This window comes from Ferrovibrio sp. (assembly GCF_964218355.1).
Taxonomy (GTDB): Bacteria; Pseudomonadota; Alphaproteobacteria; order Ferrovibrionales; family Ferrovibrionaceae; genus Ferrovibrio.
This window is the reverse complement of the sequence record NZ_CAXPMC010000025.1, coordinates 34,939-48,422: the sequence shown is the minus strand read 5'-3', so window position 1 is coordinate 48,422 and position 13,484 is coordinate 34,939. Positions and strand designations below refer to the sequence as shown.

Genomic DNA, 13,484 nt, shown 5'->3' with positions numbered 1-13,484 from the left:
CCATATAGGTACCGATCGGTTACATGGTCAAGTTCCAAAATTGCACTGGTGCAATAAAGCGATGACACGCAAGACGGAACCGGGACAGGACGGCGCGGAGACCGGCGCTGCCGGGGGCAAGCCGGCGGCGCCGCGCGCGGCCGACCGCATCCGCAAGACCGCCCGCGAGCTGTTCTACCGCGCGGGCATCCGGGCCGTCGGCGTCGAGGAGATCGTCACCCGTGCCGGGGTCACCAAACCGAGCCTTTATCGCAGTTTTCCGTCGAAAGACGAGCTGGCCGCCGCCTATCTGCGCGACTATTCGACCGATTTCTGGCAGTGGTTCCGGGCCGACCTGGACCGGGCCGGCAGCGACGATCCGCGCGCCCGCCTGCTCGCCTATTTCGAGCGGATGGGCAAACGCGCCAGCGCCGGCGGCTATCGCGGCTGCGGCCTGACCAATGCCGCCATCGAGTATCCGGAGGCCGATCACCCGGCCCGCCTTGTGGCCCAGGATCACAAGGCGGAGCTGCGCGGCGTGCTGCGGCAGATGGCGGCGGCCATGGGCGCCCGCGACCCGGACCAGCTCGGCGATGCCCTGATGCTGCTGATCGAGGGCAGCTTCGTCACCGGCCAGCTGTTCGGCGAGGCCGGGCCGGCACAGGCGGCGCTGCAGGCGGCCACCATGCTGATCGATGCGGCCACGGGTACGGATGCTGGCATGGATGCCGGCGCCGCCGGCAGCCCGACGGCAAAACCCAAAAAGAAAAAGAAGAAAAAACAGAAGGCGGACTGACGCCTTCAGCCGGCCGCCTGCGGCTGTGCCGCCGGCACGATGTCCAGCGCCTCGACGAGGCGCTCGCCGTCGCTGCGCACCACCAGATACTCGACCGGCATGGCGGCGGAGAGATTGCGCTCCTGGTGCGGCACGAAGGGCGCGAAATAGACGCTGTCGCCCGGTCCGATCCCGGCCATGTATTCGAGCCGCGCGCCCCAGCGGATCTCGGCATGGCCCTGCAGCACGTGGATCACGGCCTCGTGGCGGCCATGATGATGCGGTCCGGTGCTGCTGCCGGCGGCCTGCACCACGCGGCCGATCCAGGTGCGCCCGGCCAGATCCGGCGGCCCGCCGCCGGTGCCGGCAAAGTCGAACAGCGTGGCCCGGCCGCTGCCGCCCGGCCCGGTCATGGCGCCGGCGGTGTCGGCAGCCCGCACCACCCGCACGGCCGCGCGCCACGCCGCTTCCCCGGCCGCGGGTCCGGCCCGATTTCCGCCCTGTGCCATGTCAGCCCTCCCGGCCGCGCCGCGGCATCGATATACTGCTGCCAGGATATCCCGCCCCCCGGACCCCCGCCATGAAGATTGCCGTGCTCACCCTTGAAGGCTGCAACGAGATCGACAGCTTCGTCGCCTTCGCCATGCTCTGCCGCCACAAGGCCCCCGGCTGGCAGGTGCGGATCACCGGCCCGGGCCGCAGCGTCACCTCCATGAACGGCGTGCCGGTCGGCATCCAGCAGCCGCTGTCCTGGCTGGCCGAAGCCGATGCCGTGCTGGTCGGCAGCGGCGTGAAAACCGCACAATATGCGGCCGATGCGGATTTCCTGGCGCAGCTGCATCTCGATCCGGCGCGCCAGCTGATCGGCGCACAATGCTCGGGATCGCTGCTGCTGCAGGCGAAGGGCCTGCTCGGTGCCCTGCCGGTCTGCAGCGACAGCATGACCCGGCCCCATCTCGAGGCCCGCGGCGTCACCGTGCTCGACCGCCCCTTCCATGCCGGGGAGCGCATCGCCACTGCCGGCGGCTGCCTCGCCTCCAGCTATCTGGCGACCTGGATGCTGGCGCGGCTGGCCGATGCCGGAACCGCGGCCCGGATTCTCCACTATGTGGCGCCGGTGGGCGAGAAGGATGCGATGGTGGCCCATGTCTTTGCCGCCACCGGCCTGACAGCCGCACAACCGATCACGCCTCTACCCGCGCCGGACGTGGGAACGGGCACATCTGCACGGTTATTTTCCGGACATGGGTCCGGCCGGTCATGATCCCGTCACAGGCCTCTGACGTATAGTGCGGTATCGCAAGCGCACCGGGAGGCCAGGGAATGAAGTCGTCGCGGCAATGGGCAAGAGAGATGTTCGCGTCCGTGCGCGGGCGCGAGGCCGACGACGGCTCCGAAGCCGACCGCTGGGTCGTCAACCAGATGGAACAGGCCATCGCCCGCATCAAGCGCGAAGCCTTTTCTGCCGGCGCTGACCGCTACAAGGCGCGGCTGCTGCATTTTGCCTCGCCGGCCGAGAGTCTGCGGATCAGCTGGGTTCGCTTTGAGGAGACGCCCGGGGAATAGCCGGCCGGAATCTGTCAGCAGCCTGCAGCCGTTTTGACGGTCATCACAGTTTCCGTTTTTGATCACGGTTTTTTCATGCCGCGCCCGCCCGGACCGGGGTAGAGTCGCCGCTCTTCCAGCCCGGAGGACGCGGACCATGAGCGACAGACAGGCCGGCCAGGCAGCCGGCAGCAGCATCCCCAGCCCTGCGGGCGCCGGCCTCGACACCGCCGCCACTGCCGCCGGCCTTGCCGCCCGCTACCGCGCGGTGCGGCAGCTGACCGAGACGCTGGCGGCGCCGCTGTCGCCGGAAGACCAGATGCTGCAGTCGATGCCCGATGCCAGCCCGGTGAAATGGCACCGCGCCCATGTCACCTGGTTCTTCGAGACCTTCCTGCTGCTGCCGCATCTGCCGGGCTATGCGGTGTTCGACCCGCAGTACCACTACCTGTTCAATTCCTATTACGAGGCCCTGGGCGAACGGCAGGCGCGGCCCGAACGCGGCCTGCTCAGCCGCCCGCCGGCCGCGGCCGTCACCCGCTACCGCGCCCATGTGGATGCCGCGATGGACAGCCTGCTGGCCGGCGCCGACACCGCCGCGCTGGCGCGGCTGCGGCCCGTCCTCGAACTCGGCCTCGCCCATGAACAGCAGCACCAGGAGCTGATCCTCACCGATCTCAGGCATGGCCTGTCGCGCCATGCCTTCGCGCCGGCGTATCTGCCGCCGCGGCCGGACCTGCCGGCGACAGACATCGCACCGATGGAATTCATCGGCTTCCGCGGCGGCATCCATCCCATCGGTCATGATACGGACGACGGTTTTGCCTTCGACAACGAAAGCCCGCGCCACAATGTGCTGCTGCAGCCCTTCCGCATTGCCAGCCGGCCGGTCAGCAACGGCGAGTATCTCGCCTTCATGCGCGACGGCGGCTATGCCCGCGCCGATCTCTGGCTGTCGGAGGGCTGGGCGACGGTGCAGCGCGAGGGCTGGCAGGCACCGCTCTACTGGTCGCGGGCCGGAGACGCTGCCGGCCGGGACATCTGGCAGGTCTTCACCCTGCAGGGCCGGCGTCCGCTCGATCCGGCCGAACCGGTCTGCCATGTCTCCTTCCACGAGGCGATGGCCTATGCCGCCTGGGCCGGCCGCCGGCTGCCCACCGAGGCCGAATGGGAACATGCCGCCGGCTCGCCGCTGGTGCGCGGCGACGGCGGCTTCCTCGATCCGGCTGCCGCCCATCCGCGCCGCCTGTCTGCCGCGCCCGGCCTGCGCATGCTGGGCGGCGTCTGGGAATGGACGCGCTCGGCCTACGAACCCTATCCCGGCTTCCGCCCGCTGGAAGGCACGGCCGGCGAATACAACGGCAAATTCATGATCGGCCAGCAGGTGCTGCGCGGCGGCTCCTGCGCCACGCCGGCGGACCATATCCGCATCACCTACCGCAATTTCTTTCCGCCGGCCGCGCGCTGGCAGTTTTCCGGCATCCGCCTCGCCGACGACATCTGACGACAATCTGAGGAGACGCGTTCATGAACCAGCTCGCGCCCATCATCACCCGCCCGGGACAGCCTGCCGCCGATGACGATTTTGCCGCCGCCGTGCAGGCCGGCCTGCGCCGCCGCCGCAAGGCACTGCCGTCGAAATACTTCTATGATGCCCGCGGCTCGGCGCTGTTCGACCAGATCTGCAGCCTGCCGGAATACTACCCGACCCGCACCGAAACCGCTTTGCTGCAGCGCCATGCCGCAGCGGTGGCCGGCCATATCGGGCCGGGTGCCGAGCTGATCGAGTTCGGCGCCGGCTCGACCCGCAAGGTCCGCTTCCTGCTCGATGCGCTGGACCGGCCCGCCGCCTATCTGCCGATCGACATTTCCGGCAGCCACCTGCGGGCGGCGGCGGCAAAACTCGCAGCCGATTATCCGGCACTCGACATCCGTCCGGTGGTGGCCGACTACACGGCCGGCCTCGCGCTGCCGCCGGCGAGCGGCCGCCGCGCCGGTTTCTTCCCCGGCTCGACCATCGGCAATTTCACGCCGGAAGAGGCGCTGGATTTCCTGCGCGGCGCGGCGCGGCTGCTGGCCGGCGGCGGCCTGCTGATCGGCGTCGACCTGGTGAAGGACCCGGCGCTGCTGCATGCCGCCTACAACGATGCCGCCGGCGTGACGGCCGCCTTCAACCTCAACCTGCTGCAGCGGATCGGCCGCGAGCTGGACAGCGACATCGATCCCGGCCGCTTCGACCATTACGCCTTCTACGAACCGCGCCGGCAGCGGATCGAGATGCATCTGGTCAGCCGCGTGGCGCAGACGGTGCGGATCGGCCGCGCGCGCCATCGCTTTGCGGCCGGTGAATCGATCCATACCGAGAATTCCTGCAAATACACGCTGGACGGCTTCCGCGACCTCGCGCGGCGGGCCGGCTTACGCCCGGCCCAGGCCTGGTGCGATCCGGACGCCCTGTTCAGCATCCACTGGCTGGAAGCGCCGCGCTGACGCCGGCAGACCGGCCCCGCCGCGCTCTCCGCGCGAGCCGGCCGGCCGGCGATCCTCTCCACCGTGTCCCCCGGTGTCGCAGGGTGTAAACGCGGTTACATTACCGCATCGTAACGGGCGCCGGTGGCGGTGTTCTGCTCTATATCCGGGGCATGAACATGGACCCCCGCACATTGCCGCAGCCGACGCGCACCGGCACCGGCTGGCAGGTCGTCGCAACACCGGCGCCGGGCTGGCATCCGCATCTTCGCCTGCTGTTCGGCCACTGGCAGAGCCGCTGCCATGACGGCCGGCTGCCCAGCCGCGCCGGGGTCGATCCCGTCGGCCTGCGCGGCATCCTGCCCTGGATCTGGATGCTCGATGTGCAGCGCGATCCCTGGCGCTTCCGCTACCGGCTGGCCGGCACGCGGTTCGTCGCCGTGCTCGGCTTCGAGGTCACCCAGTGCTGGTATGACGAGGTCCGCCCGCTGGCCTGGGCCGCCAACCGCTCGCGGCTTTATGCCGTCACCCATGACGGCCAGCCGACCTGGCGGCGCGGTCCGATGCCGCTGGAAAACGGCAGCTGGCGGGATACCGAGAACCTGATGCTGCCGCTGGCCGCCGACGGCAGGACCGTCGACATCGTGCTCGGCATCTCGGTCAGCTACGACAGCCACGGCCTGATGATCGCCTGACTGCCCTCGACAGCCGGGCAGCGACCCGCTTTGATGGGGGCCGATGTCGCCGCCCCAGACGATTCCGCAGCATTTCAGCCGCCAGGCGACCGCCTGCCAGGCCCTGGGTTCGCCGCTGACCGCGGCCCTGCTGGATATCCTGGCCGGCCTGCTGCGGCAGCACCCGGCACCGGACCGGCAGTTGACGGAGCGGAAGCCGCCGGACTGGGCGGCAAAGCTGCGCGCCTGGCCGGGCGATCCGGCCGCCGATGCCCTGGCCCTGCGCGTCGCCGGCGCCCTGCACCGGGTGGTGCTGGACGGCGATGCCGACCTGGCCGTGGCCTATGCCGCCGGGCGGCTCGATCCCGCCTTGGTCGCCGGCACCCTCGACCGGCACAGCGCCCTGCTGGACCAGTATCTGCAGGGGCCGCCGCAGACCAACGATCCGCTGCGCTCGGCCATCCTGCTCGGCGGCTTCCTCGCGATCAGCGCCGCCACCGGCGGCTGCGCGCTGGCCCTGCGCGAGGTGGGCGCCAGTGCCGGGCTCAACCTGCTGTGGGACGATTACGCCTATGACTTCGGCAGCTGGTGCCACGGCGATCCGATGACGGCGCCGCTGCTGCTGCGGGCGGACTGGCTGGGCGCGCTGCCGGCGACGGCGAAGATCCGGCTGCACAGCCGCGCCGGCTGCGACATCCGGCCGATCGATCCGCGCGACCCCGAGCAGCGCAAGCGGCTGCTGTCCTATATCTGGGCCGACCAGCTGCCGCGGCTGGAGCGGGTGGCCACCGCCCTCGAACATGCCGCGATCCATGGCCGGCCGCCGGAAGCCATCGGCGCCGGCGATTTCGTCATCCGCGAACTGGCGGCGCGGCCCGCCGATGCCTGCCTGGTGCTGTATCACACCATCGTCTGGCAGTATCTGCCCGCCGACGAGCAGCAGCGGATCGCCGAAGCAATCGAACTGGCCGGCGCGGCGGCGACGGCAGAGGCGCCGCTGGCCTGGCTGCGGGCGGAAACCGGCGCCGCCAGCGACGGGGCCGAGCTGAAGCTGACCCTGTGGCCCGGTGGCATCACCCGGCAGCTGGCGGTGGTGGATTATCACGGCCGCTGGATCCGCTGGGACGGCTGAAAAGGCTGTATCGGCCGTCACGCCCGCTGCAGACCGCGATTGCCGCTGTCACGGCCGGGTGGGATAACCCGGCCATGCTTCTCGCCAGCCCCGGCCTGCCTCCCGACCTGCTGCAGCTGCAGCGGCGGCCAGGCCTGCCGCTGGCGCCGGATGCCCTGCGGCCGGCAGCCGCCATCGATCCGGCCGCCATTGTCGCCGATCCGGCCAGCGCGGCAGCCTGGCCGGAACCGGCCGCCGCCATCGCCGCGCTGGTCAATGACACCCATGGTGCCGGCGGCATCAATCCCGGCGACCGCCGCGCCCTGTTCCATCTGGTGCGGACGCTGGGCGCGCGGCGCATCCTCGAGATCGGCACCCATATCGGCTCATCGATCCTCGCTCTCGCCACGGCGCTGCAGTCGCTGGGCGGCACCGGCGATGCCGGCATCGTCTCGGTCGACATCGCCGATGTGAATGCGCCCGATGCCGCCTGGCGCGCTGCCGGCATGGCGGCCTGTCCGCGCGACAATCTCGCGCGCCTCGGCCTCGCCCATCTGGCAGAGTTCCACGCCATGCCGGCGGACCGGTACATGGGCGGAACCGCCAACCGCTTCGACCTCGTGTTTCTCGATGGCAGCCACAAGGCCTGGGCCGTCTACGAGGATGTCGCGCTGGCGCTGCGGGTGCTGCGGCCCGGCGGCACGATCCTGCTGCATGACTATTTCGCCGATGCCCGGCCGATCACGCCGGATGGCCGCATGATCGGCGGGCCCTTCTGGGCATTGCAGCGGATCATGGCGGAATGCCCCGCCATCACCGTGCTGCCTTTCGGACGGCTGCCCTGGCCAGCCCGCCAGGGCACGCCCTTCACCTCGCTGGCGCTGGTCGCCCGCCACCAGCCCGCCTGACCTGCGGCATCGCCTGGCCGCAGCCTATCCGGCGGCGGTGGCCGCGCGGCTGCGTTCCTTCAGACGGCCGATGAATTGCCGCATCGCCGGCTGCAGCTCGCCGAACAGCGGATCGTCGCGATGGGCCAGCATCACCTCGGTGAACAGTTTCAGCCCCACCGCCAGTGCGGCGGATTCATCCGGTGCATAGGCGCCGCCGGCGGTGATGCGCCGCGCGATGCCCAGCACGTCGTCATGGTTCACCGCCTCGAAACTCAGCGGCGGACTGGTCTCGCCGTCGCCCTGCGGCGTGGCGAGATGCTCGACGGTGACGCGGTAGCGGTGGCCCCTTTTCATCGTCCGTCATCCTTCTGCGCACCGCGGATCTCGCGGATGGCACGGGCGAGGATGTCGATCACCCGGCGCTGCTCCTCCGGCGCCGCCTCGGCCTTCTCGCGCAGCAGGTGGCGCAGGGCGTGGCGGATGCCGCGCAGGCTGTTCGGCTCGCCGTCGACGGCTTCCTCGCCATCCTCGCCCCAGGCGAAGAACTGGCGCGCGCGGGCCATGCGCTCGCCGATGCGGGCCAGTTCGGCCAGCATGGTCTCGGCACGGGCCCGCTGGCCATCGAGATGGGCCCGGCCTTCCCCGGTGATGCTGTACAGCTTCTTGGCGCCTTCGGCCGCCACCGTGGCGAAGCCGATCTCCTCCAGATAGGTCAGGGCCGGATAGGTCACGCCGGGGCTGGGGGTGTAGAAGCCGTGGCTGTGCTCCTCCAGCGCCTTGATGATCTCATAGCCGTGGCGCGGCTTGTCGGCCAGCAGGGCGAGGATCAGCAGCTGCAGGTCCTCGGCCCCGACCAGGCGGCTGGCGCGGAAGCCGCGGCCGCCGAGGCCGGCCTCGCCGAACATGCCGGCGGCGAAACCGCCGGGGCCGCCGAAGCCGTGCCGGCCGCGCCGGCGGTGCATCAGCTTGTGCGCGACATGCTCACGCAGGGCCTCCTTGAACAGGGAATGCATCTGGGAAACTCCTTTTATCCCTCGTTGGGTCTTTTGATGTATCGTAAGATACAGTGAGCGATATGGGAGTCAAGCGGCATCTGACAAGGGGGGCACCGGCCGGCACCCCCCTCCGTTTTCCGGCTCAGGCCATCCCGCCATTGGCCCGGATCACCTGGCCGTTGACCCAGCCGGCCTCCGGCCCGGCCAGGAAAGACACCAGCCCGGCGATGTCCCCGGGCTGGCCGAGACGCCCGAAGGGATTGAGCCCGGCAAGAAAACGGATCTGCTCCTCGGTCTTGCCGTTCAGGAACAGGTCTGTCTCCACCGGGCCCGGCGCCACGGCATTCACCGTGATGTCGCGGCCCTTCAGTTCCCTGGCCAGCACCCGGGTCAGCATCTCCACCCCCGCCTTGGTGGCCGTATAGGGGCCGTAGCCCGGCAGCGCCAGCGCAATGGCACTGGTGGAGAAATTGATGATGCGGCCACCCGCCCGCAGCCGGTTGGCCGCCTGCTGCATGGTGTTGAAGCTGCCCATCAGGTTGACGGCGAATTCGCGCTGCACCGCGCCGGGATCGGCGCCGGCCACCGGCAGCATGGTCATGATGCCGGCATTGTTGACCAGCAGGTCGATGCCGCCGAACGCGGCTTCCGTCTCGTCGAACAGCCGCCGGGCGGCGGCGGGATCGGAGACATCGGCGGCCACGGCGATGGCGCGGCCGCCGGCGGCCGCGATGGCGGCCACCACCGCCTCGGCATCCGCCGCGCGGCTGGCATAATTCACGGCAACCGCGAAGCCGTCGGCGGCCAGCCTTTCGGCAAGGGCACGACCGATGCCGCGCGAGGCGCCGGTGACAATGGCAGCCCTGGTCTGGCTGGTCCTGGTCCGGCCCGTGCTGCCGGGATGGGCTGTACTGGTCTGGGGGGATGTGGTCATGCGCTGTCCTTTCTGTGCCGCGAGCCGGCAGAAGCGAAGCTAGGGCTTGACCCAGAATGACGTGAGCGCAACTTTGTCAGGCCATGATTGATCTGGAATCACGCAAATGAGCTTCGACGGCCGCCTGCTGTCGGGTATCGGCGTGCTGGTCGCCGTGGTCGAGGCCGGCAGCTTCCTGCGGGCCGGCGAGGGGCTCGGCCTCACTGCCTCGGGGGTCAGCCGCGCCATCGCCCGGCTGGAACAGCGCGTCGGCGTGCGGCTGTTCCACCGCACCGCCCGGGCGGTCAGCCTGACCGACGAGGGCCGCCGCTTCTATGACGAGGTGGCGCCGCTGCTGGCCGGGATCGAGGATTCCGCCACCCGCGCCGCCGGCAGCGCCGCGGCGGTGCGCGGCCGGCTGCGGGTCAGCGTCGATGCCGCAGTGGGCAGCTTCCTGCTGCTGCCGCGGCTCGGCGGCTTCCTCGCGCAGTATCCGGAGATCGAACTGGACATCGAGACCCGCGACCGGCTCGGCGACCTGGTGGCCGACGGCTTCGATCTCGCCCTGCGCTTCGACGACCCGTCGCCGCAGCTGCCCGCCGGCCTGATTGCCCGCCGCATCGCCGACACCCGGGTGGTGACCTGCGCCAGCCCCGCCTATCTGGCCCGCCGCGGCCGGCCGCGGCATCCGCGCGACCTGGCGGGCCATGACTGCATCCTGCTGCGCGACACTGCCGGCGGCCAGCCCTTTGCCTGGGAATGCCGGCGCGGCGCCGAGGTGGTGCCGGTGGCGGCGCGGGGCCGGCTGCTGGTCAACGACACCCACAGCCTGCTGGCCGCCTGCCTGGCCGGCACCGGCATCGCCCAGCCGCTGGCCTTCTATATCCGCGACCATCTGGCGGCGGGCCGGCTGGTCGACCTGTTTCCGGACTGGCCGGACGAGACCTTCCCGCTCTACGCCTTCCACCGCGGCCGCAGCCTGCCGCCGGCCAGGCTGCGTGCCTTCCTGGATTTCGTCGGGGAGATCGCCGCGGACATGTGAGCCCGCCGGCCTGCGGCCATTCCCGGGCAGGGCCGGCCATGGTGCCCGCTGCCGGACTCGAACCGGCACGGCCTTGCGGCCTCGGGATTTTAAGTCCCGTGCGTCTACCAATTCCGCCAAGCGGGCAGGCCCCTTTCCATACGCGGCACGGCCGCCGGGGGTCAATCGCCGTGCCGCCGCCGGCCGGGGGACATTCTGTCCCGGCGGCGAAAAACACGGCGGCTTCCGGATTGTAGCCGCCGTCACAGCGCCCTATATGCTGGCTCCATGGACCCCGCTGTCTTCGCCCGCATCGCCCGCCGCATCGCCGATGCCTCGCTGGGCGGCCTCACCGAAGGCGAGATTCTCGCCGATTTCTGCACCGCCCTGAACGCCGCCGACATTCCCGTCGGCCGGGCGCTGCTGGGGGCCGACACCCTGCATCCGGTGCTGGCCGGCCGCATCTTCGGCTGGAAGCGCGACCAGGACGAAACCATCCTGCATGAATTCGGCCGCTCGGCGACCGTCGAGGGCGAGCGCAAATGGCGCGAAAGTCCCTTCTATCATCTCGAACAATCCGGTGCCGCCCAGCTGCGTGTGCGCATCGACGGCCATAACGGCGACTATCCCTTCCCGGTGGTCACCGATCTCGCCGCCGAGGGCTACACCGACTACGTCGTCACCATGACCCGCTTCGGCGACAAGGCGGTGATCGGCCAGCTCGACTCGATCTACGCCTCCTGGGCCACCGATACCGGCGGCGGCTTCACGGAAATGCAGATCGGCATGCTGGAGGCACTGATCCCGTTTGCCGCCGCCGCCGTGCGCTCGGCCAGCGTGCGCCGCATCGCCGACACCCTCGCGGAAACCTATCTCGGCCGCGACGCCGCCCGCCGCGTGCTCAGCGGCACCATCACCCGCGGCGAGGCCGAGCGCATCTCGGCGGCCCTGTGGTTCAGCGACCTGCGCGGCTTCACCCGCCTGGTCGACACGGTGACGCCGGAACTGATCATGCCGCTGCTGAACGACTATGCCGGCGCCGTGGTGGCGGCGATCCACCGCCATGGCGGCGAGGTGCTGAAATTCATGGGCGACGGCGTGCTGGCGATTTTCCGCAACGACGGCGAGCGCCATACCGACCTGGAAGCGGCGACCCACGACGCCCTGCGGGCCCTGTGCGAATCCCAGGCCAATCTGCGCGAGGTGCGCAACCGCCGCGCCAATGCCGGGCTGCCGGTGGCCGACATGTCGATCGCCCTGCATGTGGGCGACGTGCTGTACGGCAATTTCGGCGGCGAGGACCGGCTCGACTTCACCGTGGTCGGCCCCGCCGTGAACGAACTCTCGCGCATCGCCGGCATGGCGCGTTCGGTCGACCAGCCGGCGATCCTGTCGGCGGCCTTCCGCCAGGCCGCCGGCGGCCTGAAGGACAAGGCGATCTCGCTGGGCCGCTATGCCCTGCGCGGCGTCGAGATGCCGCAGGAGCTGTTCACCCTGGACGCCGCCTTCCTGCGCAAGGAAGCCGAACGCGGCCGCGCCGCCTGAGACCATCCGCCTGAGACTGACACAGCCCGCCGCCGGCTATTCCGCCGCGCGCACCTGCTCGCCCCGCTCCGCCAGTGCCTGCAGCAGCAGATCCGCCACCGCTTCCGACGAGGCCGGATTCTGGCCGGTCACCAGGTTGCCGTCGCGCACCGCATGAGGCTGGAAATCCGGCCCCGCCACGACATCGGCGCCCAGTGCCCGCAGCCGGCTTTCCAGCAGGAAAGGCACGGTGCGGGCCAGGCCGACCTTCTCTTCCTCGCTGTCGGTGAAGGCCGTCAGCCGGCGGCCGGCCACCAGCGGGCGGCCATCGGCGCTGCGCACGCCGGCCAGCCCGGCCGGGCCGTGGCACAGGGCGGCGACGATGCCGCCGCGTCCCAGCAGCCGCCTGATCCGCTCGGCCAGCGCCGCGCTCTGCGGCAGGTCCCACATCGTGCCGTGACCGCCGGGCAGCAGGATCGCATCCGCATCGGCGATATCGACCGTGGCGATGGCCGGCGTGGCCTGCACGGCCTGCATGGCCGTCCGGTCGGCGAAAAACTGCCGCACGCTGTCTGCCGCCGCATCGCCGTCGCGGCCGGCTCTCGGCAGGCTTTTCGGATCGAAGGGGATCGGCCCGCCCTGCACCGAGGCCAGGGTCAGCCGGCAGCCGGCGGCCGCCAGCCGCAGCCACGGCGCCGCCAGTTCCTCCGCCCAGACCCCGGTCAGGCCGGCATCAGCCGGGCCGGCGGCCGGCTCCGCCCCCGGCGTGGGGGCGGGTGAGGCGGGCGAGGCAGCGGACTCGGCGACGGGGCCCAGCCGGTTATGCGAGGTGGCGACAACCAGCACATGGGCAGCCATGGCGATTCTCCCTGATAATCCGGATTCTTGAACCATTACAGACTGTTGCCGGCCAGCAGGGCAGCCGCCCCAGACAGATGGGAAGCCCCGGCCCGGTTTCAACGGGCCGGCCGTGCCATGGCCGTGAAAGCTTTGTGACGGCAGTCCCGGCCGCTGTTCAGGCGGTCGCTCAGGCGGCGGTGCCGGCCCGGTCTCCGGGTGCAGACGCCGCCGCCGGCCGGCCGATCTGGTCCAGCTGCTGCTGCAGGGTCAGCTGGGCAATGCTGGCCAGCGGCAGGTTGACGAAGATGCCGATGCGGTTGGACAGGTGCCGGTAGGCCTCGGCAAAGGCATAGCGCCGCTCCGCCTCGTTGCCGGTGGCCGCCGCCGGGTCGGGCATGCCCCAGTGGGCGGTCATCGGCTGGCCGGGCCAGACCGGGCAGGTTTCGCCGGCCGCGTCGTCGCAGACGGTGAAGACGAAGTCCATCACCGGCGCACCCGGGGCGGCGAACATGTCCCAGGATTTCGACCGCAGGTCCTTCACCGAATGGCCGGTGGTCGCCAGCAGGTCGCGGGCATATTCATGCACCTGGCCGCGCGGATGGCTGCCGGCGCTGAAGGCGCGGAAACGGCCGCGCCCGACGCTGAGATTGTTCATGATCGCCTCGGCCATGATGCTGCGGGCCGAGTTGCCCGTGCACAGGAACAGCACGTTGTAGATGCGGTCTTCGGTCATGCTGGATGAATCCGG

Annotated in this window: 16 protein-coding genes and 1 tRNA gene; 10 read left to right on the top strand and 7 right to left on the bottom strand. The window is 70.6% G+C overall.

Annotated elements, in window-relative coordinates; all coding sequences use genetic code 11:
• Positions 1–61 precede the first annotated feature (61 nt).
• On the top strand, positions 62–775 hold the full coding sequence (locus tag ACEQZY_RS17880; RefSeq protein WP_341705519.1) for a TetR/AcrR family transcriptional regulator: 714 nt from the start codon (positions 62–64) through the stop codon (positions 773–775).
• Positions 776–780: 5 nt separating this feature from the next.
• Here the strand turns inward: ACEQZY_RS17880 and ACEQZY_RS17875 are convergent, their stop codons facing one another.
• Positions 781–1,263, bottom strand: coding sequence for a cupin domain-containing protein (locus tag ACEQZY_RS17875; RefSeq protein ID WP_370156232.1), 483 nt, complete (start codon positions 1,261–1,263; stop codon positions 781–783).
• Positions 1,264–1,334: 71 nt separating this feature from the next.
• On the opposite strand from ACEQZY_RS17875, the gene ACEQZY_RS17870 reads away from it, so the two are divergent.
• From ACEQZY_RS17870 to ACEQZY_RS17840, 7 genes are all read left to right on the top strand, one after another.
• Complete coding sequence (locus ACEQZY_RS17870; protein ID WP_370156230.1) at positions 1,335–2,018, top strand: DJ-1/PfpI family protein; 684 nt, start codon at positions 1,335–1,337, stop codon at positions 2,016–2,018.
• Positions 2,019–2,077: 59 nt separating this feature from the next.
• Positions 2,078–2,320 (top strand): hypothetical protein, encoded by a 243-nt coding sequence (locus ACEQZY_RS17865; RefSeq protein ID WP_370156228.1) that lies wholly within the window; start codon positions 2,078–2,080, stop codon positions 2,318–2,320.
• A gap of 136 nt (positions 2,321–2,456) precedes the next feature.
• Positions 2,457–3,803, top strand: coding sequence for an ergothioneine biosynthesis protein EgtB (egtB, locus tag ACEQZY_RS17860; protein WP_370156226.1), 1,347 nt, complete (start codon positions 2,457–2,459; stop codon positions 3,801–3,803).
• A 23-nt stretch (positions 3,804–3,826) separates the two neighbouring features.
• Complete coding sequence (gene egtD, locus ACEQZY_RS17855) at positions 3,827–4,789, top strand: L-histidine N(alpha)-methyltransferase (RefSeq protein ID WP_370156224.1); 963 nt, start codon at positions 3,827–3,829, stop codon at positions 4,787–4,789.
• 158 nt (positions 4,790–4,947) lie between these two features.
• Positions 4,948–5,463, top strand: coding sequence for a PAS domain-containing protein (locus ACEQZY_RS17850; protein WP_341705432.1), 516 nt, complete (start codon positions 4,948–4,950; stop codon positions 5,461–5,463).
• 43 nt (positions 5,464–5,506) lie between these two features.
• Positions 5,507–6,574, top strand: a complete 1,068-nt coding sequence (locus tag ACEQZY_RS17845; protein WP_370156222.1) for a DUF2332 domain-containing protein — start codon at positions 5,507–5,509, stop codon at positions 6,572–6,574.
• Between the two features lie 74 nt (positions 6,575–6,648).
• Positions 6,649–7,461 (top strand): O-methyltransferase, encoded by an 813-nt coding sequence (locus tag ACEQZY_RS17840; RefSeq protein ID WP_370156220.1) that lies wholly within the window; start codon positions 6,649–6,651, stop codon positions 7,459–7,461.
• Between the two features lie 24 nt (positions 7,462–7,485).
• On the opposite strand, the gene ACEQZY_RS17835 is transcribed toward ACEQZY_RS17840, so the two are convergent.
• From ACEQZY_RS17835 to ACEQZY_RS17825, 3 genes are all read right to left on the bottom strand, one after another.
• Entirely contained in the window at positions 7,486–7,797 is a 312-nt protein-coding gene (locus tag ACEQZY_RS17835) for a DUF3861 domain-containing protein (protein ID WP_341705742.1), read from the bottom strand.
• Positions 7,794–8,456: a PadR family transcriptional regulator gene (locus tag ACEQZY_RS17830; protein WP_370156218.1), complete on the bottom strand. Its 663-nt coding sequence runs from the start codon at positions 8,454–8,456 to the stop codon at positions 7,794–7,796. The genes ACEQZY_RS17835 and ACEQZY_RS17830 overlap by 4 nt, the downstream gene beginning before the upstream one ends.
• A gap of 124 nt (positions 8,457–8,580) precedes the next feature.
• Positions 8,581–9,372: an SDR family oxidoreductase gene (locus tag ACEQZY_RS17825; protein WP_370156216.1), complete on the bottom strand. Its 792-nt coding sequence runs from the start codon at positions 9,370–9,372 to the stop codon at positions 8,581–8,583.
• A 106-nt stretch (positions 9,373–9,478) separates the two neighbouring features.
• On the opposite strand from ACEQZY_RS17825, the gene ACEQZY_RS17820 reads away from it, so the two are divergent.
• Complete coding sequence (locus tag ACEQZY_RS17820; RefSeq protein WP_370156214.1) at positions 9,479–10,393, top strand: LysR family transcriptional regulator; 915 nt, start codon at positions 9,479–9,481, stop codon at positions 10,391–10,393.
• A 39-nt stretch (positions 10,394–10,432) separates the two neighbouring features.
• Here the strand turns inward: ACEQZY_RS17820 and ACEQZY_RS17815 are convergent.
• Positions 10,433–10,519: transfer RNA gene (locus tag ACEQZY_RS17815), tRNA-Leu, on the bottom strand.
• Between the two features lie 141 nt (positions 10,520–10,660).
• Here ACEQZY_RS17815 and ACEQZY_RS17810 point away from each other — a divergent pair.
• Positions 10,661–11,917: an adenylate/guanylate cyclase domain-containing protein gene (locus ACEQZY_RS17810; protein WP_341704203.1), complete on the top strand. Its 1,257-nt coding sequence runs from the start codon at positions 10,661–10,663 to the stop codon at positions 11,915–11,917.
• 36 nt (positions 11,918–11,953) lie between these two features.
• Here ACEQZY_RS17810 and ACEQZY_RS17805 read toward each other — a convergent pair whose 3' ends face one another.
• The gene (locus tag ACEQZY_RS17805; RefSeq protein WP_370156212.1) at positions 11,954–12,754 is read right to left on the bottom strand and encodes a type 1 glutamine amidotransferase domain-containing protein; all 801 of its coding nucleotides are present in this window, start codon (positions 12,752–12,754) and stop codon (positions 11,954–11,956) included.
• A gap of 169 nt (positions 12,755–12,923) precedes the next feature.
• Positions 12,924–13,469 carry an arsenate reductase ArsC gene (locus tag ACEQZY_RS17800; protein WP_341704207.1) on the bottom strand — a complete coding sequence of 182 codons (546 nt, stop codon included), beginning with the start codon at positions 13,467–13,469 and terminating at the stop codon, positions 12,924–12,926.
• Positions 13,470–13,484 lie beyond the last annotated feature (15 nt).